Raw genomic sequence first — 19,356 nt, 5'->3', positions numbered from 1 at the left:
CTCAGACCTGCGATTCGCCGGGCGAGAGGGTCAGCACGTCCACGCCGGTCTCGGTGACCGCGATCATGTGCTCCCACTGCGCCGACAGCTTCCGGTCCTTGGTGACCACGGTCCAGCCATCCGGCAGCACCTTGTTGTAGCGGGTGCCCTCGTTGATCATCGGTTCGATCGTGAAGGTCATGCCCGGCTGCAGCACCAGGCCCTGGCCCGGACGCCCGTAATGCACCACCTGCGGCTCGTCGTGATAGACCTTGCCGATGCCGTGGCCGCAGTACTCACGCACCACGCTGAAGCGCTCGCCTTCGGCCAGCGACTGGATCGCATGGCCGATGTCGCCCAGGGTCGCGCCCGGCTTGACCGCGCGGATGCCGGCCCACATCGCCTGGTAGGTGGTGTCGACCAGGCGCTTGGCCATCGTCGACGGGGTGCCGACGAAGTACATGCGGCTGGTGTCGCCGTGCCAGCCGTCCTTGATCACGGTGACGTCGATATTGACGATGTCGCCGTCCTTCAGGACCTTCCCTTCGCTCGGGATGCCGTGGCAGATGACGTTGTTGACCGACGTGCACACCGTCTTCGGGAAGCCCCGGTAGCCGACATTGGCCGGCGTGGCCTTCTGCACGTTGATGATGTGGTCGTGGCAGATGCGGTCGAGCTCTTCGGTCGTCACGCCCGGCTTGACGTACGGGGTGACGATGTCGAGCACTTCGCTGGCCAGTCGGCCGGCGACGCGCATCAGTTCGATTTCCTCGGGGGTTTTCAGATTCACGCTCATGGCGGCCATTATCGCCGATCCGGGGCCATTCTGAACGGAAGCCGCTGGAACGCTGACAGCGCAGGTTCGGGTCGACGGGACCAGAACGTAAAAAGTGTGAAAACTGGCCAATTTCCGTCACATCTCGCCTACAGCGCTGCTTTTATAACGACCCCAGCGCCGCCCCTGGCGCCCTCCCCCTGCAGTACGCCGGCATCGAACCGTTCATCCAGGACCCCCGTCCAAGGAGAAGACCATGCGATTCCTTCGCGCCCCGCGTCCCCTGCTGTTCGGCCTTGGCCTTGTCACCCTGGCCTCGCCTGCCCTCGCCGCCGACACCACCACCTTCAATGTGCGCCTGATCATCACCAAGGCGTGCACGATCACGGCGGCGGCGGCCACCGATGTCGATTTCGGCTCGGCGCTGTCCACCGCGACCACGCCGATCAACGCACAGGGCTCGGTTACGGCGCAGTGTTCGGCACTGACCCCGTACACCATCGCGCTCAACGCCGGCTCGAACGCCGGTACCGCCAATGACGTCACCACCCGGCGCATGCGCAATACCGATACCACGGTGACCACCAACAACTTCGTGGGCTACCAGCTGTATTCCAACGCCACCCGGACCACGGTCTGGGGCGCGACTGCGGGCACCAACACCGTCGCCGGGGTCGGCACCGGCCTGGCCCAGGCCTACCCGGTCTACGGCCAGGTCGCCAATCCCAGCGTGAACAACGCTGCGACGGGTAATTACCAGGACACGGTCACCGCGACCATCACCTACTGAGGGTCGCCATGTACCAGCTCATACGGGGGGGCGCGAAGCGCTCCACGGCGAAGCTGTGCGCCGGCGCCCTGGTGGCAGCGCTTGCGCTGCCGCATGCGCACGCGGCCAGCCTGCAGGTCGCGCCGACCTCACTCCAGCTCGGTGCCCGTCAGAACGCCGAAGCGCTGTGGATCAGCAACAGCGGCACCGCGCCGGTCGACGTGCAGGCGCGGGTGTTCCGCTGGACCCAACGGAATGGGCGCGACGAACTGGAGCCGACCACCGACCTGGTGGTGAGCCCGCCGATGCAGGCACTGGCAGCCGGCCAGCAGCAGCTGATCCGGGTGGTGCGCGCGGTGCCGCAGGTGCCGGCCGCGCAGCTGTCCTATCGGGTGATCGTGGATGAAGTACCCAAGCTCGACCCGACCCGCCAGGGCATGCAGTTCGTGCTGCGCTACTCGTTGCCGGTGTTCGTGCAGCCGGAGGACGGCGCGGCCACCACGCCGGACCTGCAGGCCACGGTGGTGACCCCGCCCGACGGCAAGCCGGTGCTGGAAGTGCACAACCGTGGCACCGGCTATGCCCAGCTGGCCGACCTGGCGGTCGGCACGCCGGATCGGCCGCAGATCTTCCAGCCCGGCCTGGTCGGCTACGTCCTCGGCGGGCAGACCATGCGCTGGCCGCTGGACATCGCCGCCGGCCGCCTGTCCGGCGCGACCCTTTCGGCAAAGATCAATGGCGCTTCGCAAGCCACGCCACTGTCTCCGATGCCACCGGCTCGCTGAGGCCTGCATGCGCGTCGCCCTGGCTGCCGGCGCGGTCTCGTCTGGAATGCTGGCCGGCGCGGCCCGTGCCGCCGACGCGCCGGTGGAAAGCGGCGCGGAGATCGGTGCGTTCGCCGCCGATGACGTGATGCTGCCCGCCCCGACCCCGCTGACCGCGCCGCAGACGCTGTACCTGGAGGTGACCCTCAACGGCAGTCCGCGCGGTCTGCTGCCGTTCACCGAACTGGGCGGCCAGTTGCGCGCGGACCCGGCGGTACTGCGCCAGCTGGGCTTCGGTGCACGCGGCGACGCGCCGGTGCCGCTGGCGCAGATCAGCGGCGTGGTGGTGCGCTATGACGCGGGCCTGCAGACGCTGGCGCTGGAAGTCCCGCTGGAGCAGCTGTCGCTGCCCACCACCGAACTCGGCCAGGCCCTGCCGACCACGCCCACCGCCAGCGCATCGCCCGGCGCACTGGTCAACTACGACCTGTATGCCAGCCAGAACGAAGACGCCGGCAACCTGGCGCTGACCACCGAATGGCGCGTGTTCGGGCTGGGCCGGGGCGTCCTGCGCAGCACCCAGCTGCTGCGCACCTTCCAGGACAGCGAGCGCGACTGGCGCGGCGAAAGCGTGCGGCTGGACAGCGCCTGGCAGCTGGACTTCCCCGACAGCGCACTGACCCTGACCGTGGGCGACTTCTTCAGTGGCTTCGTCGACTGGAGCCGACCGGTGCGCATGGGCGGCATCCAGATCGGGCGCAACTACGGCCTGCAGCCGTACCGCGTGCTGACCCCAACCCCCAGCTTCCTCGGTGAAGCGGTGGTGCCCTCCACGGTGGAGCTCTACGTCGACGGCCTGCGCCAGTACAACGGCGAGGTGCCGGTGGGTCCGTTCCAGCTCGGCGCGCAACCGGGCATCAGCGGCACCGGCAACGCCCAGGTGGTCATCACCGACGCCTACGGGCGCATGCAGACCCTGGATTTCTCGTTCTACGGCACCCAGCAGCTGCTGGCCGAAGGACTCTCGGACTGGTCGGCGGGGGTGGGCCGGATGCGCCGCGACTATGGCATCCGCTCCTTCGCCTATGACGACGCGACGGTGGGCAGCGCCACCTGGCGGCGCGGGGTGAGCAACCGCTTCACCGCCGAACTGCATGCCGAAGGCGGTGGTGGCGTGGCCAGTGCCGGTGCCGGTGGCTGGTGGCAGCTGGGAATGGCCGGCGTGCTCAATGCGTCCTACGCGCGCAGCCGCCGCGACGGGCGCGACGGCGGCCAGTGGGCGCTGGGCTACAGTTGGAACAACCGGATCTTCAACTTCAACGCATCCACGCTGCGCACCCACGGGCAGTTCCAGGACCTGGGCAGCCTGCAGGGCGCGCTGCCGCCGGATGTCACCGACCAGGTCACCGCCGGTGCCAGCCTCGGCCGGGGCGGCGCATTGAGCGCGAGCTACCTGCGCCTGTCCTACCCCGACGACGAGGACCGCCGCTACGCCAGCGTGTTCTGGAACCGCACGTTTTCCGAACGTTGGTCGGCCTATGTGTCGTTCAACCAGAACCTGGACGAACGCGCCGACCGCAGCGTGTATGTCTCGATCACCGCCAGCCTGGGCCAGAACCGCCAGAGCAGCGTGGCCGCGCAGCGCAACGGCGACCGCATGCTGTACACCGTGGACGTGTCCAAGCCGGTACCGGGTGATGGCAGCGAAGGCGGCTTCGGCTGGCGCGCGCAGGCGCGGCACGGCGACGACGGCACCGGCGGACTGGCCGAGGTGGGCTGGTTGAACCGGGTCGGCCGTTACTCGCTGGGCGCGGCCCGCCAGGGCGATTCCAGCTTTGCCTACGCCAATGCCAGCGGCAGCCTGGTCTGGATGAGCGGCCACGTGTTCGCCGCGCGTGAGGTGCCGGACGCCTTCGCGGTGGTCTCCACCGACGGCTTCGGTGGGGTGCCTGTGCGGCTGGAAAACCGGCCGATCGGGGTTACCGACGAGAACGGCCTGCTGCTGGTGACGCCGCTGCTGTCCTGGCAGCGCAACCGGATCTCGATCGACACCCTGGACCTGCCCGCCGACCTGCGTGCCGACCGCGTGGATACCCAGGTCACGCCGCGCCAGAGCGCCGGCCTGGGCGTGGACTTCGGCCTGCGGCGCACCCGTGCCATCACCCTGGTGCTGCACGACGCACAGGACCTGCCGCTGGCGGCCGGCAGCCAGGTGCGCCTGCCCGACCAGCGCACTGCACCGGTCGGCTACGACGGCGAGGTCTACCTGGAGGACCTGCCGGGCACGGGACCGCTCAAGGTGGATACCGAGGACGGTCCGTGCGCGGTGGAAGTGCCACTGACGGCAGCCGCAGGCAGTGCGCCGCTGCGGCTGGGCCCGTTGCGCTGCCAGCCGGTACGCTCGCCATGAGCCCCCGCCTGCTGCTGGCGCTGCTGCTGGGCCTGGTCGGACTGCTGGCCGGCGGCGCGGCGCGCGCCGATACCACCTGCACCACGACCACGCCGGTCACCGCTGCGTTCGGCAATGTCGCCAACGCGGCCGCAGCCCCGGTGTTCACCACCACCACCTTCACCATCACCTGCAGCACCACGGCCCTGAGCCTGCTGGCGACGGCCTCGGTGCGCGCCTGCCTGGGGATCGGCGTGGGCACCACCGGCACCGCCATTTCGCCGCTGCGGCGGATGGCCAATGCCAGTGGCGACCCGATGAGCTACCAGCTGTTCACCAGTTCGGCCTACAGCACGATCTGGGGCCTGACCCCGGGCACCACACCCGGACCGCAGGTGGTGGACCTGAACTACAACGTGCCGCTGCTCACCGGCGGCAGCGGCGCGGTGTCGGTGACCATCTACGGCCGCATTCCGGCCGGGCAGACCCTGTCGGCCGGCGCCTACAGCAGTGCCTTCAGTGGCGGCGATGTCCGCCTGCAGTACGCCTTCAACGAGGTCCTGCTGGGCACCGCGCCCGCGCCACCGGCCTGCACCACCGTGGCCGGGGTGACCGGCAACAAGGTGGCCACTGGCGGCTTTCCGTTCACGGTCACCGCCAACGTGCTGCCCCAGTGCAGCGCCTACGTCACCACCGACATGGACTTCGGCAGCAATGCAGGCGCGATTGCCAGCAACATCGACCGCACTTCGACGATCGGGCTGACCTGCATCAACCGCACCGCCTACACGATCGCGCTGGACAACGGCCTGTACGCCAACGGCACGGTCAGGCGGATGCGCCACGACACCAATCCGGCCTGGTTCATTCCGTACGAGCTGTACCGGGAAAGCACCCGGACCCAGCGCTGGGGCAGCACCGCCAACGTCGACCTGGTCTCCGGTACCGGGACCGGCGCGGCCCAGACCCTGACCGTGTACGGCCGTGCGCCGCCGAGCAGCGGCGCGGTGGCGGCGGGCAGCTACAGCGACCAGATCAAGGTGACCATCACCTACTGAGGGATCAAGTGCGGCGCGGCGCGGCCGATAAGGCTGGCATGACTTTCCGTTGCCACCGTGCTTCCGCCCTCCGTCTGTCCGTGCTCGCCGCGCTGGCGCTGTCGGCCGCCGCGCAGGCAGGGCCGCCGCCCGCAGGCACGCCGGCGACGGGCGCCACCGGGCTGCGCATGCAGCTGCGGGTGGTCGACGCCTGCCGCCTGCCGGCCAGGGAAACGGCCAGCGGTTGCACCACGGCGCACCAGCGCAGCGACGCCGCGGCGCCACCGCCGCCGCAGGTCCAGGCACTGACGCCGCCACCGGAGGGCGGGCAGCAGCCTCGCGCATGGCAGACCATCACCTTCTGAGCCCGGGCCGTACCCGGCTCGGCGTGGTGCTGGCCGCGCTGCTGCTGGGCGGCACCGCGCAGGCACTGGAAGTATCACCACTGCGGGTCGAACTGGGCCCGGGCCAGCCCGACGCGGAGCTGTGGCTGTACAACGACAGCGCGCAGCCGTGGACCGGCCAGGCGCGGCTGTATGCCTGGGACCAGGCTACGCACGAGGAACGGCTGCAGCCGACCGCCGCGCTGGCGGTCAGTCCGGCCGCGCTGCAGGTGCCGGCGCACGCGCGCCAGCGGCTGCGGGTGGTCCGGCTGGGGCCTGCGCCGGTGGCCGAACAGGGCTACCGTCTGGTGCTGCGCGCCGGGGCGGAGAGCCCGCCGGTGCAGGTATCGCTGCCGGTGTTCGTGGCCGGTGCCGCGGCCTCCCCGGCACCGGCGCTGGCGGTGCGGCTGCTGGACGCGGGCGAACCGGCGGTGCTCGAGCTTTACAATGGCGGCGCCCGGCACGCCCGGCTCGCCGACCTGGCCTGGGTCGCGGCCAACGGCCAGACCCGGCCGATCCTGCCCGGGCTGGCCGGCTACGTGCTGGCCGGGCAGACCCGGCGCTGGGTCCTGCCCGGGACGGCCGAGGCCTACCGGGACGGGCGTTTCAGCGCGCGCATCGGCGACCAGGCCGCACAGCTGCTGGATGCCCTGGCCCCTTCAATTGCAACGGGGACGCCGGCCGGGCTATAATCGACCGGATTCCTCGGCGCCCCGTGCGCCAGGACCCGTCAACACCGGACGTCACCGGTGAATCCACACCTGCCGCCCATATCCGTGCCGGGGTGCTCCGCGAGGAGTTCGGACACGGAAGCGACAGGGAAGCCAAACCCCGGAACCTCCCGCCTTGCGGCGGACCGCCCATCATTTCCCGTGGCGGCCGGTTCCCTATCAGGAGTATTGCAATGCCCCAAGTCACCATGCGTCAGATGCTGGAAGCCGGCGTCCACTTCGGCCACCAGACCCGTTACTGGAACCCCAAGATGGGCCAGTACATCTTCGGCGCCCGCGGCAAGATCCACATCATCAACCTGGAAAAGACCGTTCCGCTCTTCAATGACGCGATGAACTTCATTTCCAGCATCGCGCAGAAGCGCGGCACCATCCTGTTCCTGGGCACCAAGCGCAGCGCACGCGAGTCGATCCGCGAAGAAGCCGAGCGTTGCGGCATGCCGTTCATGAACCAGCGTTGGCTGGGCGGCACGCTGACCAACTTCCGCACCGTGAAGCAGTCGGTTGCCCGCCTGAAGGAACTGGAAGCCGGCGAAACCGACGGCACCTTCGAAAAGCTGGTCAAGCACGAAGTGCTGGGCCTGCGTCGTGAGCGCGACAAGCTGGAAGCTTCGCTGGGCGGCATCAAGGACATGAACCGCCTGCCCGACGCGATCTTCGTGATCGACATCGGCCACGAAGACATCGCCATCAAGGAAGCCAAGAAGCTCGGCATTCCGGTGATCGCGGTGGTCGACACCAACTACAACCCGGAACTGGTCGATTACGCGATCCCGGGCAACGACGACGCCATCCGTGCGGTGCAGCTGTACGCCCGCGCTGCTGCCGACGCCGTGCTGGAAGGCAAGGCTGCCGCGCCGCACGCTGCGACCGTCCGTGAAGAAGACTTCGCCGACGCCGCTGCCGGTGAAGAAGCCAAGCCGGCCCGCCGCGCTCCGGCCAAGAAGGCTGCTGCCGACAAGGGCGAAGCCCAGGCCTGATCCAGGCCACGGTGGGCGCTCGGCGCCCACCGCTCCTGTCCGCTGCCGATGGCGCGGTGACAGGGTTCTGTCACACGGGCCGGCCACCATGCCGGCCCAACCCCTTTCTTTCGTGAGGAATTCCCGTGGAAATCACTGCTTCCCTGGTCAAGGAACTGCGCGAGCGCACTGGCGCCGGCATGATGGAGTGCAAGCGCGCTCTTACCGAAGCCAACGGCGACATCAACGCCGCTGCCGAGGCGATGCGCAAGTCCGGCGCTGCCAAGGCCGACAAGAAGGCTGACCGCGTGGCCGCTGAAGGCCGCCTGGGCCTGGCCCAGAAGGACGGCAAGGCCGTGCTGGTTGAAGTCAACTCGGAAACCGACTTCGTTGCCAACGACGTGAACTTCCGCAAGTTCGTGGACGACGTGGCTGCTGCCGCGCTGGAATCGGGCGCTGCTGACGTGGAAGGCCTGAAGGCCGCCGCGCTGCCGACCGGCCAGACCGTTGAAGAAGCCCGCGCCATCGCCGTGCAGACCCTGGGTGAAAACATCCAGATCCGTCGCATGGTGCAGGTCGACACCACCGGCAACATCGGTGCGTACGTGCACACCAACGGCAAGGTCGGCGTGCTGGTGGACCTGACCGGCGGTACGCCGGAACTGGCCCGCGGCCTGGCGATGCACGTTGCTGCGATGAAGCCGCCGCACAACAAGGCAGGCGACGTGCCGGCCGAGTTCGTGGAAAAGGAAAAGGAAATCGAACTGGCGAAGATGTCCGAGAAGGACAAGTCGAAGCCGGCCGACATCCTGGAAAAGATCATCAGCGGCAAGCTGAACAAGATCGTCAGCGACGTGACCCTCTACGGCCAGAGCTATGTTCTGGACGGCGACAAGACCGTCGAGCAGGTCGTCACTGCGGCCAAGGCCGACGTGGTCGGCTTCAAGCTGCTGATCGTGGGCGAAGGCATCGAGAAGGTGGTGGAAGACTACGCCGCCGAAGTGATGAAGCAGGCCGGCCTGGCCTGATATCGCCTCACCGCGATAACGAAAAAGCCCGGCTCGCGCCGGGCTTTTTTTTGCCTGCACGCCAGCCGGGCAGAGCCCGGCTCTACGGCTTTGATTGGAACGTGACTTCCTCATACGGCTGCACTACTACCCAGCCCTCCCCTGCGAATTTCAATTGCAGGGTTTCGCCCGAGCCTCGGCCTACGAGCGTGCCGAGCGACATGTCGGTGACGATTTCCGGGGTCAGGGTGCCGGACCACGCCACCGTTGCGTTCGGATCGGTGAATACCGGACCGCCCTGGGCACTTACCGGCAGGGTCAACGGTTCGTAGTGGGAGGTGATGGCGACGATGCCGTGGCCGCTCAGACGCATGTTGAACAGGCCGCCGGAGAGCATGCCGGCGACGCGGCGCATCATGGTGATCTTCGACTCGATCCCGGTCTCGAAGGCGAGCACGTCGTTGCCGTTGACGAAGATCGACTCGCCGGCCAGGCGCAGCAGGGTGACCTGCTTGCCGGCGTCCGCCAGATAGGCGCGGCCCTGCCCTTCGATCTTCATCAGCTGCAGGCCTTCACCACTGACCATTTTCTTGAGCAGGGTGCCCAGGCCCTGTTCAAGGATGCCCTGGCGGGTGAACTTGACCGCGCCCTTGCGCGCGACCATGGAGCCGGCCTTGGCCCAGACCAGGCCGTTGACGCGGACTTCGAGCAGGTGCGGGCTTTCCAGTTCGAAGGCGTCGGCGCTGAGGTTTTTTTCGCGCGTGCTGGAAAGGAATTCGCTGAGGGTTCTCACTGCCATGTGGCCATATCCGTGTTTTCGGGAAGGCGAATGGTACTGCGCAGCGGGTGGCACTCGCCCATTCGGTGGCGAATGTGGTACCTAAGAGGTCATTGTCCTGCGCAAGAGCCGGCACTCAAAACTGTGACGCACTCCATGTATTCTTGCCACATCACTTCAGTATTCCCATCATGCCTCCCGAGCTGACAGCCGTCCTGGCGCTCTGCCGCAATCTGCCCTCGCCGCCCGGTATCGCGCTGCGCATCATCGAACTGGCGCAGGATCCGGAAACGGACATCACCACGGCCGCGGACGTGATCGCCATCGACATGGCGCTCAGCGCGCGCATGTTGCGCATCGCCAATTCGCCGCTGTATGCCAGCCGTCGCCGGATCGAGAACCTGGGCCAGGCGCTGACCATGCTGGGCCTGAACGCGACCATCAGCCTGGCGCTGGGCTTCACCGTCACCCAGAACCTGGCCGCCACCGGCCAGGGCCAGGACGTGCGTGCACGGGCCTGGCGGCGCAGCATCCTGAGCGCGCTGGCGGCCAGCCTGCTGGGCCAGGCGCGCGGCCTGCGCAAGGCCGAGGAGCTGATGCTGGCCGGCCTGCTGCAGGACATCGGGGTGCTGGTGCTGGCCCAGAGCGAGCCGGACCGCTACCTGCCGCTGCTGCGCGAGGCCCGCGACAACGACGAGCTGCTGGCGCTGGAGCGGGAACAGCTGGACTGCAACCACGCCGAGGTCGGCGCATGGATGGCCGAACAGTGGGACCTGCCGCGCTACCTGGTCGAGGCGATCGCGCACAGCGAGGCGCCAGCCACCCCCGAGGACACCTTCCAGACCTGCGTGGCCCTGTCCGGGGCGGTCGCGGACATCTGGCTCAGCGCTGACGCCGACGCCGCGCGCGAAAAGGCCCTTCAGCAGGTCAACGAGGCCCTGCAGCTGGACAGCGCGCAGTTCGACCAGGTGCTGGCCCGGATCGGCGAAGCCCTGCCGGAGATCAGCGCGCTGTTTGAAACCACCCTGATTTCACCGTCCCGGGTGCAGCAGCTGATCGACCATGCCCAAGAGCTGGCGACCCTGCGCAACCTGCGTGAAATGCAGGACGCCGCCCTGGCCCGGCAGCGCGCCGACGAGTTCGAGGCGCGCGCCAACCGGCTGGCCGAGCAGGCCCACCGCGACGCGCTCACCGGCGTGCTCAACCGCCGCCAGCTGGAGGCGGTGCTGGAGCAGGAGTTCCTGCGCGCCACCCGGCATGGCTGGCCGCTGTCGGTGGCGTTCATCGACCTGGACGATTTCAAGAAGATCAACGACGCGCACGGCCACCTGCTCGGCGACCAGGTGCTGCGGGCCTTCGCCGGCAAGCTGCAGGAACACCTGCGCAACAGCGACACCGTGGCCCGCTTCGGCGGCGAGGAGTTCATCGCGCTGCTGCCCAACACCACCGAGCCGGTGGCGCTGGAAGTGGTGCGCCGGGTGCTGGCCAGCATCGTCAACACGCCGATGGCCGAGGTGGCCAGCGGCCCGCTGTTCGTCACCTTCTCCGCGGGCGTAGCCACCCAGGGCGGCTATGAGCGTTTTGCCGATGTTCAGGACCTGTTGAAGGCCGCCGACGACGTGCTTTACCGTTCCAAGAACCTGGGGCGCAACCGCGTGATCGCGCGTTCGCCCAGCCCCACGCCGGCCTGAAGGGGGTCAGCGACCGGGCTCCGGGCGCTGTGGCGGGCCTCCGCCGCAGCGCAACAAAAATTCCACGCCGAGCGTCGCCGCTTCCAGTAGAATTCCCGCGTTTTCCACGCATCCAGAGGCCACCATGTCCAATCTCACCTATCGCCGCATCCTGCTGAAAGTTTCCGGGGAGGCGCTGATGGGAGACGAGGACTATGGCATCGACCCCAAGGTGATCAATCGCCTGGCGCGTGAAGTGATCGAAGCCCAGCAGGCCGGTGCCGAAGTGGCGCTGGTCATCGGCGGCGGCAACATCTTCCGCGGCGCCGGCCTGGCGGCCGGTGGCATGGACCGGGTCACCGGCGACCAGATGGGCATGCTGGCCACGGTGATCAACGCGCTGGCCATGCAGGACGCGCTGGAGAAGCTGGGCGCCAAGGCCCGGGTGATGAGCGCGATCAAGATCAACGACGTGTGCGAGGACTACATCCGCCGCCGCGCCATCCGCCACCTGGAAAAGGGCCGCCTGGTGATCTTCGCCGCCGGCGTCGGCAGCCCGTTCTTCACCACCGACTCCGGTGCCGCGCTGCGCGCCATCGAGATCGGCGCGGACCTGCTGCTGAAGGCCACCAAGGTCGACGGCGTGTACGACAAGGACCCCAACAAGTACAGCGATGCGGTCCGTTTCGACAGCCTGAGCTACGACGAAGTGATCCGCCGTGGGCTGGAAGTGATGGACACCGCCGCCTTCGCCCTGGCCCGCGACAGCGACCTGCCGCTGCGCGTGTTCGACATGGGCCAGCCGGGCGAACTGCTGAAGATCCTGCACGGCGATAACATCGGCACCCTGGTCCGGGGCCGCGACAACGCCTGAGAGGGGATATAATCGCCCGATTCCCAGTGACATCCAGGATTCGGGCGATGCTCAACGATATCAAGCAGGACGCGCAGACGCGCATGGCAAAGAGCATCGATGCTCTGAAGCACTCCCTCACCTCCATCCGCACCGGGCGCGCTTCGCCGTCGCTGCTGGACCGCGTTTCGGTCCGTGCCTACGGCAGCGAAGTGCCGTTGAACCAGGTCGCCTCGATCTCCGTGTCCGAAGGCATCTCGCTGGTCATCACCGTGTTCGACAAGGGCATGATCAAGGACGTCGAGAAGGCCATCTACGCCTCCGACCTGGGCCTGACCCCGAACGTCTCCGGCACCGTGATCCGCCTCAACCTGCCGCCGCCGACCGAAGAACGTCGCCGCGAGCTGGGCAAGCAGGTGCAGAAGGAAGGCGAAGGCGCCAAGATCGCCGTGCGCAACATCCGCCAGGACGCCAACAAGGCGATCGCTGCGCTGATCAAGGACAAGGCGATCAGCGAAGACGACAAGAAGCGCGGCGAAGACGACATCCAGAAGCTGACCGACAAGGCCATCAAGGACGTCGACAGTGTCGTGGCCGACAAGGAAAAGGAACTGATGCAGGTCTGAGCCCCATGTCCCAGGCCCCGACCCATCCAGCGTCCTCCGCCGTGCCCCGCCACGTTGCCATCATCATGGATGGCAACGGCCGCTGGGCGCAGAAGCGGCGCCGTCCGCGCGTGATCGGCCATCGTGCCGGCGCGCGCGCGGTCAACCGCACCATCGACTTCTGCCTGGAGCGCGGCATCGCCGCGCTCACGCTGTTCGCCTTCTCCAGCGAAAACTGGGGCCGGCCGAGCGACGAAGTCGACGCGCTGATGAAGCTGTTCCTCAATGCCCTGGACCGCGAGGTGGATGAACTCCACCGCCGCGGCGTGCGCGTGCGCTTCATCGGCGAACGCGAGCGCTTCGGGCCCGGGCTGGTCAGCCGCATGCAGCTCGCCGAGCAGCGTACCGCCGGCAACACCACCCTCACCCTGAGCATCGCCGCCAGCTATGGCGGCCGCCAGGACATCGCCCGCGCCGCACGCGAACTGGCCGCCGAGGTCGCGGCCGGTCGCCTGCTGCCCGACCAGATCGACGAAGCGCTGCTCGGCAGCCGCGTCGCCCTGGCCGACCTGCCGGCGCCGGACCTGTTCATTCGCACCGGCGGCGACACCCGCGTCAGCAACTTCCTGCTGTGGCAGCTGGCCTATACCGAACTGTGGTTCACCGAGGTGCTGTGGCCCGAGTTCGACGCCGCCATCCTGCAGCAGGCGCTGGACGCCTACGCTGTGCGTGAACGCCGCTTCGGCCTGACCAGTGCCCAGATCGCCGCCCTGGCCACCGAGACCTCGACCCCATGACCAAGACCCGAGTCATCGCCGCGCTGATCATGGCGCCGCTCGCCATCGCGGCCATCCTGCTGCTGCCCACCCAGTGGCTGGCCGCCGCCGCCGCCGCCGTGTTCCTGATCGGCCTGTGGGAATGGCTGAAGCTGGCCGATGTGGAAGACACCCTGGCGCGCACCGTGCTGCTGGTGCTGAACCTGGTGCTGATGGTGCTCATCGTGTGGGCCGACGCCGGCTCGATGGTGCTGTACCAGATCGCCACCCTGGTCGGTATCGGCTGGTGGCTGCTGGCCCTGCTGTGGCTGCGCTTCTTCACCTTCGGCGCCGAACCGGGCAGCCCGGCGCGCGCGCTCAAGCTGCTCGCCGGCAGCCTGGCGATCGTGCCGGCCTGGGCCTCGCTGGTGCTCATCCACGCCAGCGGCGACAACGGCCACCTGTGGCTGCTGACCGCGCTCGCAGTCGTCTGGGCGGCCGATTCGGGCGCCTACTTCGCCGGGCGCAGCCTGGGCCGGACCAAGCTGGCCCCGCGGATCAGCCCGAACAAGACCTGGGAAGGCCTGGCCGGCGGCATGCTGGCCGGTCTCGCCGTGGCGCTGCTGTTCGGCTGGATCGCCGGCATCAGCCCGGACCATGTGGTCGGCCTGGTCATCACCGCCGTGGTCAGCGTGTTCGCCTCGGTGCTGGGCGACCTGTACGAAAGCCTGATCAAGCGCCATGCCGGCGCCAAGGACTCGGGCCACATCATCCCGGGCCATGGCGGCGTGCTGGACCGCATCGACGGCGTGCTGGCCGCGCTGCCGGTGTTCGCGCTGGGCAAGGAAATCTTCGGGTTCTGACATGCACAGCGCATCTGCCCCCCGCCGGGTTGCCGTGTTCGGTGCCACCGGCTCGATCGGCGCGTCCGCGCTGGACGTCATCGCGCGCCACCCGGACCGCTACCGCGCCACCGTGCTCGCCGCCGGCAGCCAGGTGCAGGCGCTGCTGGCGCTGTGCGTGGCGCACCGCCCGCTGCATGCGGTGATCGCCGACGAAGCCTGCTACGGCGAGCTCCGCGACGGCCTGCGCGCGGCCGGCCTGGACACCCAGGCGCATGCCGGCGCTGCCGCGCTCGACCAGCTCGCCGCCAGTGACGCCTGCGACACCCTGGTGGCCGCCATCGTCGGCGCCGCCGGGTTGTCCTCGACCCTGGCCGCCGCCGACGCCGGCAAGCGCATCCTGCTGGCCAACAAGGAATCGCTGGTCCTGGCCGGCGAGCTGCTGACCCGCCGCGCCAGCGCCGCCGGCGCCGAAATCATTCCGATCGACAGCGAGCACAGCGCCATCTTCCAGTGCCTGCGCTCGCGCGACGCCAGCCTGGACCAGGCCGGGGTCCGCCGGATCCTGCTCACCGCTTCCGGCGGTCCGTTCCGTGGGCGTGGCCGGGCCGAGCTGGCCGGGGTCACCCCCGCCCAGGCCGTGGCCCACCCGAAGTGGTCGATGGGCCCGAAGATCTCGGTGGATTCGGCGACGTTGATGAACAAAGGGCTGGAGGTCATCGAGGCCCACCACCTGTTCAACATCCCCGGCGAGCGCATCGAGGTGCTGGTCCACCCGCAGAGCCTGGTGCATTCGCTGGTCGAATTCGTCGATGGCTCGACCCTGGCCCAGATGGGCCTGCCGGACATGCGCACCACCCTGGCCGTGGGCCTGGGCTGGCCGCAGCGCATCGAATCGGGCGTGGGCGGGCTGGACCTGCTGGCCCAGGGCCGGCTGGATTTCGAAGCGCCCGACACCGAGGCCTTCCCGTGCCTGGCGCTGGCCTGGCAGGCCATGGCCGCCGGCGGCACCGCCCCGGCCATCCTCAATGCCGCCAATGAAATCGCCGTTTCAGCGTTTCTTCAGGGGCGGATCGCTTTCCTAGCCATTCCAGCGCTGGTCGCTAACGCACTTTCAACACTGCCGGCAGCGTCCGCCGATACACTGGAGGGCCTGCTCGCCGCCGACCAGCGCGCCCGCCAGATCACCCAAGCCGCCATCGACCACGCCTGAATGCCCTTCCCGCTCCTTTCCAGCGACCTCCACCATGGGTGAATTCATCGGCTCCGTCTGGTGGATGATCGTCAGCCTTGGCGTGCTGGTGACCTTCCATGAATTCGGTCATTACTGGGTCGCGCGCCGCTGCGGGGTGAAGGTGCTGCGCTTCTCGGTCGGCTTCGGCCGTCCGCTGTGGATGCGCCGCAACCGCAACGGCACCGAGTTCGCCATCGCCGCCATTCCGCTCGGTGGCTACGTGAAGATGCTGGACGAGCGCGAGGTCGAGGTGCACCCGGCCGAACGCGGCCTGGCCTTCAACCACAAGACCGTGTGGCAGCGCATCGCCATCGTCGCCGCCGGCCCGCTGGCCAACCTGATCCTGTGCGTGGCCCTGCTCTGGGCCATGTTCGTGCTGGGCAAGCAGGACTACTCGGCCACCATCGGCCGCACCACCGGCATGGCCCAGGCCGCGGGCCTGCAGGCCGGCGACCGCGTGCTGAGCGTGGACGCGCGCAGCGTGGTCACCGCCAGCCAGGCCGCGATGGCCCTGACCACCGCCGCCATGGACCGCCACGACGCCCAGGTGGAAGTGCGCGATGCGCAGGACCAGGTGCGTACCCGCACCCTGCCGCTGTCGCAGCTGCCGGCCGGGTTCGACGAACGCTGGGTGTCCTCGCTGGCCGGGCTTACCTGGCAGTTCCACCTGCAGCCGGCCATGGTCGAGCAGGTCGTCCCCGATTCGGCCGCGCAGGGCGTGCTGCTGCCCGGCGACCTGATCGTGGCCGTGGACGGCGAGCGCATCGACGCGGCCGACCAGGTCTCCCCTGCGATCCAGGCGCTGGGCAAGCGCGGCGGGCCCGGCATGGTCGAGGTGCAGCGCGGCGGCGAGCGTCTGGCGCTGGAGATCACCCCGCGCCAGGGCAAGGACGGCCGTGGCCAGCCCACCTGGCAGGTCGGGGTCGGGTTCCCGCAGTCCAGCGCACCGGCCTACGACACCACCCTGCAGTACGGCCCGTTGGCCGCGATCCCCGCCGCGCTGCGCGAAACCGCGCGCGCGGCCACCGATTCGCTGGGCATGATGCGCCGCATCGTGACCGGCAATGCCTCGCTGCAGAACGTTTCCGGCCCGGTCACCATCGCCCGCGTGGCCAACCAGACCGCCCAGCGCGGGCTCGATTGGTTCCTCTGGTTCCTCGCCGTGCTCTCGCTCAGCCTGTGCATCATAAATCTGTTGCCCATCCCCATCTTGGACGGCGGGCACCTGCTGTATTACCTTATCGAGTTGGTCAAGGGCAGCCCGCTCAGCGAGCGTGCCATGGCGACCGGCCAATACATCGGCCTTGCCATGCTGGCCGGACTGATGGGACTGGCGTTCTACAACGACATCCTTGGTCTGGTCCCGCGATGAACTTTTACCCTTTTGTCGTCGTCTTATGCGCCGGCATCCCGAAACAACGTATTCGACTCCAACCGGACGTGACATGACGCGACTCCCCAATCGCCGCCTGCTTGCCCTTGCACTTGCTGCCGTCTTCGGCGCGCCTGCTCTGGCCCAGGCAGCCGAGCCCTTCACCGTCAGCGACATCCGTGTCGACGGCCTGCAGCGCATCACCTCCGGTACCGTGTTCACCTACCTGCCGGTGGAACGTGGCGAAACCCTGACCGACAACAAGGTCGGCGAGTCCATCCGTGCCCTGTACAAGACCGGCTTCTTCGAAGACGTGCAGCTGCAGCGCCAGGGCGACATCCTGGTGGTCACGGTCAAGGAACGCCCGGCGATCAACAAGCTGACCGTCACCGGCAACAAGGACATCAAGAGCGACCAGCTGTTGAAGGGCCTGAGCGACATCGGCCTGAGCGAGGGCGGCACCTTCGACCGCCTCAGCCTGGACCGTGTGACCCAGGAACTTCGCCGCCAGTACAACGACCGTGGCAAATACAACGTCGAGATCACCCCGACGGTGAGCCCGCTGGACCGCAACCGCGTGGACATCACCATCGCGATCAAGGAAGGCAAGGCCGCCAAGATCCAGCACGTGAACCTGGTCGGCACCGAGAAGTTCGAATCCGAAGACATCCTGAAGACCTGGGAGTCCAAGGAGCACAACTGGGCCTCGTGGTACCGCCGCGATGACCAGTATTCGAAGGAAAAACTGTCCGGCGACCTGGAGAAGCTCAACTCCTGGTACCTGGACCGCGGCTACGTGGACTTCAGCATCGACTCCACCCAGGTCTCGATCAGCCCCGACAAGCGCGACATGTTCATCACCGCCGGCGTGACCGAGGGTGAGCAGTACAAGATTTCCGAGATCAAGGTCACCGGCGACACCATCCTTCCGCAGGAAGACGTGGAGCGCATGCTGATCCAGAAGTCCGGCGATACGTTCTCGCGCGCCCTGCTGGAGTTCAGCTCGGACGCCATCACCAACTCGCTGTCCAACATCGGCTACGCGTTCGCCAAGGTGAACCCGATCCCGACCAGCAACCGCGCCGAACGTACCGTCGCGATCAACATGCAGGTCGTGCCGGGCCCGCGCGTGGGCGTGCGTCGCATCGTGTTCAAGGGCAACACCCGCACCTCCGACGAAGTGCTGCGTCGTGAAATGCGCCAGTTCGAAAACACCTGGTACTCGCAGGCCGCGATCGACCGCTCCAAGATCCGCCTGCAGCGCCTGGGTTACTTCGAGTCGGTCGACGTCGAAACGCCGCCGGTCACCGGCAGCAACGACCAGGTCGACGTGGTCTACAACGTCAAGGAAACCACCTCGGGCAGCTTCGTGTTCGGCCTGGGCTATTCCCAGTCGTACGGCATGACCACCTCTGTGCAGCTCTCCCAGAACAACTTCCTGGGCGGCGGCAACCGCGTGTCGGTCGAAGCCTCGCGCAGCAGCTACCTGCAGCGTTACGGCTTCTCCTACACCAACCCGTACTTCACCGACGACGGCGTCTCGCTGGGCTACAACCTGTCCTGGCGCGAACTGGACTACTCCGACTTCAACACCGCGCAGTACAACAGCACCAACGGTGCCGCGCAGGTCGTGTTCGGCGTGCCGATCACCGAGAACGACACCGTCTCGCTGATGGTGGGCATCGACAGCAACCAGATCACCACCTACCAGGGCTCCACGCCGCAGTCGATCATCGATTACATCGATGCCATCGGCCAGCGCACCTTCCACTCCTGGCGCACCGAGCTGGGCTGGGCGCGCGACACCCGCAACGACTACTTCATGCCGACCCGCGGCATGTACCAGCGCGTCGGCCTGGAAACCACCCTGCCCGGCTCCACGGTCGAGTACTACAAGCTGAACTACCAGGTCTCCAAGTACTGGCCGATCATCCCGTCGCTGGTCATCAACACCCGCGCCGAACTCGGCTATGGCGACGCCTACGGCAATGACGTCACCCGCGTCATCACCAACCCGGACGGCACCACCCGCACGGTCACCGCCTCGGGCCTGCCGTTCTTCGAGAACTTCTACGCCGGTGGTACCAACTCGGTGCGCGGCTTCGAGGACAACACCCTCGGCCCGCGTTCGGAACCGACCCTGTCCTACAACCGTGGCCAGCCGCTCGGTGGTTCGCTGAAGACCGTCGGTTCGGTCGAAGCCTACTTCCCGCGCCTGTTCGACAGCCCCTCGGCCCGCGTCTCGGCGTTCTTCGACGTCGGCAACGTGTACAACGGCGTGGACAACTTCAAGGCCAACGAACTGCGAGCCTCGGCCGGTGTCGCCCTCCTGTGGCGCGCCCCGGTCGGCCCGATCTCGATCAGCTACGCCTTCCCGATCAAGAAGGAAGACGGCGACGAGATCGAACGCCTCCAGTTCACCTTCGGCGGCCAGTTCTAAACCAGCCACCGCAG

General features: G+C 68.0%; 18 protein-coding genes. 16 read left to right on the top strand and 2 right to left on the bottom strand.

The window, feature by feature from the left end:
- Position 1: 1 nt before the first annotated feature.
- Entirely contained in the window at positions 2-775 is a 774-nt protein-coding gene (map, locus tag HGB51_RS13560) for a type I methionyl aminopeptidase (RefSeq protein ID WP_084738912.1), read from the bottom strand.
- Positions 776-1,010: 235 nt separating this feature from the next.
- On the opposite strand from map, the gene HGB51_RS13555 reads away from it, so the two are divergent.
- From HGB51_RS13555 to tsf, 8 genes are all read left to right on the top strand, one after another.
- A complete protein-coding gene (locus tag HGB51_RS13555; RefSeq protein ID WP_070207524.1) occupies positions 1,011-1,544 on the top strand; it encodes a Csu type fimbrial protein in 534 nt (177 codons plus the stop codon).
- A gap of 8 nt (positions 1,545-1,552) precedes the next feature.
- Positions 1,553-2,308, top strand: a complete 756-nt coding sequence (locus HGB51_RS13550; protein ID WP_084738909.1) for a fimbrial biogenesis chaperone — start codon at positions 1,553-1,555, stop codon at positions 2,306-2,308.
- 7 nt (positions 2,309-2,315) lie between these two features.
- Positions 2,316-4,697: a fimbria/pilus outer membrane usher protein gene (locus HGB51_RS13545; protein WP_070207525.1), complete on the top strand. Its 2,382-nt coding sequence runs from the start codon at positions 2,316-2,318 to the stop codon at positions 4,695-4,697.
- A complete protein-coding gene (locus HGB51_RS13540; protein ID WP_070207526.1) occupies positions 4,694-5,734 on the top strand; it encodes a Csu type fimbrial protein in 1,041 nt (346 codons plus the stop codon). Before HGB51_RS13545 ends, HGB51_RS13540 begins: the two co-directional genes overlap by 4 nt.
- Before the next feature lie 38 nt (positions 5,735-5,772).
- Entirely contained in the window at positions 5,773-6,078 is a 306-nt protein-coding gene (locus HGB51_RS13535; RefSeq protein ID WP_141739105.1) for a hypothetical protein, read from the top strand.
- Positions 6,057-6,788 (top strand): fimbrial biogenesis chaperone, encoded by a 732-nt coding sequence (locus tag HGB51_RS13530; protein ID WP_070207528.1) that lies wholly within the window; start codon positions 6,057-6,059, stop codon positions 6,786-6,788. The genes HGB51_RS13535 and HGB51_RS13530 overlap by 22 nt, the downstream gene beginning before the upstream one ends.
- A gap of 212 nt (positions 6,789-7,000) precedes the next feature.
- Positions 7,001-7,807: a 30S ribosomal protein S2 gene (gene rpsB / locus HGB51_RS13525; protein ID WP_070207529.1), complete on the top strand. Its 807-nt coding sequence runs from the start codon at positions 7,001-7,003 to the stop codon at positions 7,805-7,807.
- 125 nt (positions 7,808-7,932) lie between these two features.
- Positions 7,933-8,814: a translation elongation factor Ts gene (gene tsf, locus HGB51_RS13520; protein ID WP_070207530.1), complete on the top strand. Its 882-nt coding sequence runs from the start codon at positions 7,933-7,935 to the stop codon at positions 8,812-8,814.
- Positions 8,815-8,896: 82 nt separating this feature from the next.
- Here tsf and HGB51_RS13515 read toward each other — a convergent pair whose 3' ends face one another.
- A complete protein-coding gene (locus tag HGB51_RS13515; protein WP_070207531.1) occupies positions 8,897-9,592 on the bottom strand; it encodes an AIM24 family protein in 696 nt (231 codons plus the stop codon).
- Positions 9,593-9,762: 170 nt separating this feature from the next.
- Here HGB51_RS13515 and HGB51_RS13510 point away from each other — a divergent pair, with 170 nt between their 5' ends.
- The 8 genes from HGB51_RS13510 (at position 9,763) to bamA (ending at position 19,342) form a co-directional block, all read left to right on the top strand.
- Positions 9,763-11,262 carry a GGDEF domain-containing protein gene (locus tag HGB51_RS13510; protein ID WP_070207532.1) on the top strand — a complete coding sequence of 500 codons (1,500 nt, stop codon included), beginning with the start codon at positions 9,763-9,765 and terminating at the stop codon, positions 11,260-11,262.
- A 124-nt stretch (positions 11,263-11,386) separates the two neighbouring features.
- Positions 11,387-12,115: a UMP kinase gene (pyrH, locus tag HGB51_RS13505; RefSeq protein ID WP_070207533.1), complete on the top strand. Its 729-nt coding sequence runs from the start codon at positions 11,387-11,389 to the stop codon at positions 12,113-12,115.
- Between the two features lie 47 nt (positions 12,116-12,162).
- Entirely contained in the window at positions 12,163-12,720 is a 558-nt protein-coding gene (gene frr, locus HGB51_RS13500; protein ID WP_070207534.1) for a ribosome recycling factor, read from the top strand.
- Positions 12,721-12,725: 5 nt separating this feature from the next.
- Positions 12,726-13,496, top strand: coding sequence for a polyprenyl diphosphate synthase (gene uppS / locus HGB51_RS13495; RefSeq protein WP_070207535.1), 771 nt, complete (start codon positions 12,726-12,728; stop codon positions 13,494-13,496).
- Entirely contained in the window at positions 13,493-14,317 is an 825-nt protein-coding gene (locus HGB51_RS13490; RefSeq protein ID WP_070207536.1) for a phosphatidate cytidylyltransferase, read from the top strand. The genes uppS and HGB51_RS13490 overlap by 4 nt, the downstream gene beginning before the upstream one ends.
- Before the next feature lies 1 nt (position 14,318).
- Entirely contained in the window at positions 14,319-15,509 is a 1,191-nt protein-coding gene (gene dxr, locus HGB51_RS13485; protein WP_070207537.1) for a 1-deoxy-D-xylulose-5-phosphate reductoisomerase, read from the top strand.
- Positions 15,510-15,543: 34 nt separating this feature from the next.
- The gene (gene rseP / locus HGB51_RS13480; RefSeq protein WP_070207538.1) at positions 15,544-16,902 is read left to right on the top strand and encodes an RIP metalloprotease RseP; all 1,359 of its coding nucleotides are present in this window, start codon (positions 15,544-15,546) and stop codon (positions 16,900-16,902) included.
- A gap of 73 nt (positions 16,903-16,975) precedes the next feature.
- Complete coding sequence (gene bamA, locus HGB51_RS13475) at positions 16,976-19,342, top strand: outer membrane protein assembly factor BamA (RefSeq protein WP_070207539.1); 2,367 nt, start codon at positions 16,976-16,978, stop codon at positions 19,340-19,342.
- Positions 19,343-19,356 lie beyond the last annotated feature (14 nt).

This window comes from Stenotrophomonas bentonitica, from assembly GCF_013185915.1.
Classification (GTDB): domain Bacteria; phylum Pseudomonadota; class Gammaproteobacteria; order Xanthomonadales; family Xanthomonadaceae; genus Stenotrophomonas; species Stenotrophomonas bentonitica.
Note: the sequence above shows the minus strand (reverse complement) of the source record. Positions and strands in the feature narration are given on the sequence as shown.

What these genes read in the sequence shown, in the direction of transcription:
- map (WP_084738912.1), bottom strand. Translation starts at nt 775, where the DNA reads ATGAGCGTGAATCTGAAAACCCCCGAGGAAATCGAACTGATGCGCGTC.
- HGB51_RS13555 (WP_070207524.1), top strand. Translation starts at nt 1,011, where the DNA reads ATGCGATTCCTTCGCGCCCCGCGTCCCCTGCTGTTCGGCCTTGGCCTT.
- HGB51_RS13550 (WP_084738909.1), top strand. Translation starts at nt 1,553, where the DNA reads ATGTACCAGCTCATACGGGGGGGCGCGAAGCGCTCCACGGCGAAGCTG.
- HGB51_RS13545 (WP_070207525.1), top strand. Translation starts at nt 2,316, where the DNA reads ATGCGCGTCGCCCTGGCTGCCGGCGCGGTCTCGTCTGGAATGCTGGCC.
- HGB51_RS13540 (WP_070207526.1), top strand. Translation starts at nt 4,694, where the DNA reads ATGAGCCCCCGCCTGCTGCTGGCGCTGCTGCTGGGCCTGGTCGGACTG.
- HGB51_RS13535 (WP_141739105.1), top strand. Translation starts at nt 5,773, where the DNA reads ATGACTTTCCGTTGCCACCGTGCTTCCGCCCTCCGTCTGTCCGTGCTC.
- HGB51_RS13530 (WP_070207528.1), top strand. Translation starts at nt 6,057, where the DNA reads ATGGCAGACCATCACCTTCTGAGCCCGGGCCGTACCCGGCTCGGCGTG.
- rpsB (WP_070207529.1), top strand. Translation starts at nt 7,001, where the DNA reads ATGCCCCAAGTCACCATGCGTCAGATGCTGGAAGCCGGCGTCCACTTC.
- HGB51_RS13515 (WP_070207531.1), bottom strand. Translation starts at nt 9,592, where the DNA reads ATGGCAGTGAGAACCCTCAGCGAATTCCTTTCCAGCACGCGCGAAAAA.
- HGB51_RS13510 (WP_070207532.1), top strand. Translation starts at nt 9,763, where the DNA reads ATGCCTCCCGAGCTGACAGCCGTCCTGGCGCTCTGCCGCAATCTGCCC.
- pyrH (WP_070207533.1), top strand. Translation starts at nt 11,387, where the DNA reads ATGTCCAATCTCACCTATCGCCGCATCCTGCTGAAAGTTTCCGGGGAG.
- frr (WP_070207534.1), top strand. Translation starts at nt 12,163, where the DNA reads ATGCTCAACGATATCAAGCAGGACGCGCAGACGCGCATGGCAAAGAGC.
- uppS (WP_070207535.1), top strand. Translation starts at nt 12,726, where the DNA reads ATGTCCCAGGCCCCGACCCATCCAGCGTCCTCCGCCGTGCCCCGCCAC.
- HGB51_RS13490 (WP_070207536.1), top strand. Translation starts at nt 13,493, where the DNA reads ATGACCAAGACCCGAGTCATCGCCGCGCTGATCATGGCGCCGCTCGCC.
- dxr (WP_070207537.1), top strand. Translation starts at nt 14,319, where the DNA reads ATGCACAGCGCATCTGCCCCCCGCCGGGTTGCCGTGTTCGGTGCCACC.
- rseP (WP_070207538.1), top strand. Translation starts at nt 15,544, where the DNA reads ATGGGTGAATTCATCGGCTCCGTCTGGTGGATGATCGTCAGCCTTGGC.
- bamA (WP_070207539.1), top strand. Translation starts at nt 16,976, where the DNA reads ATGACGCGACTCCCCAATCGCCGCCTGCTTGCCCTTGCACTTGCTGCC.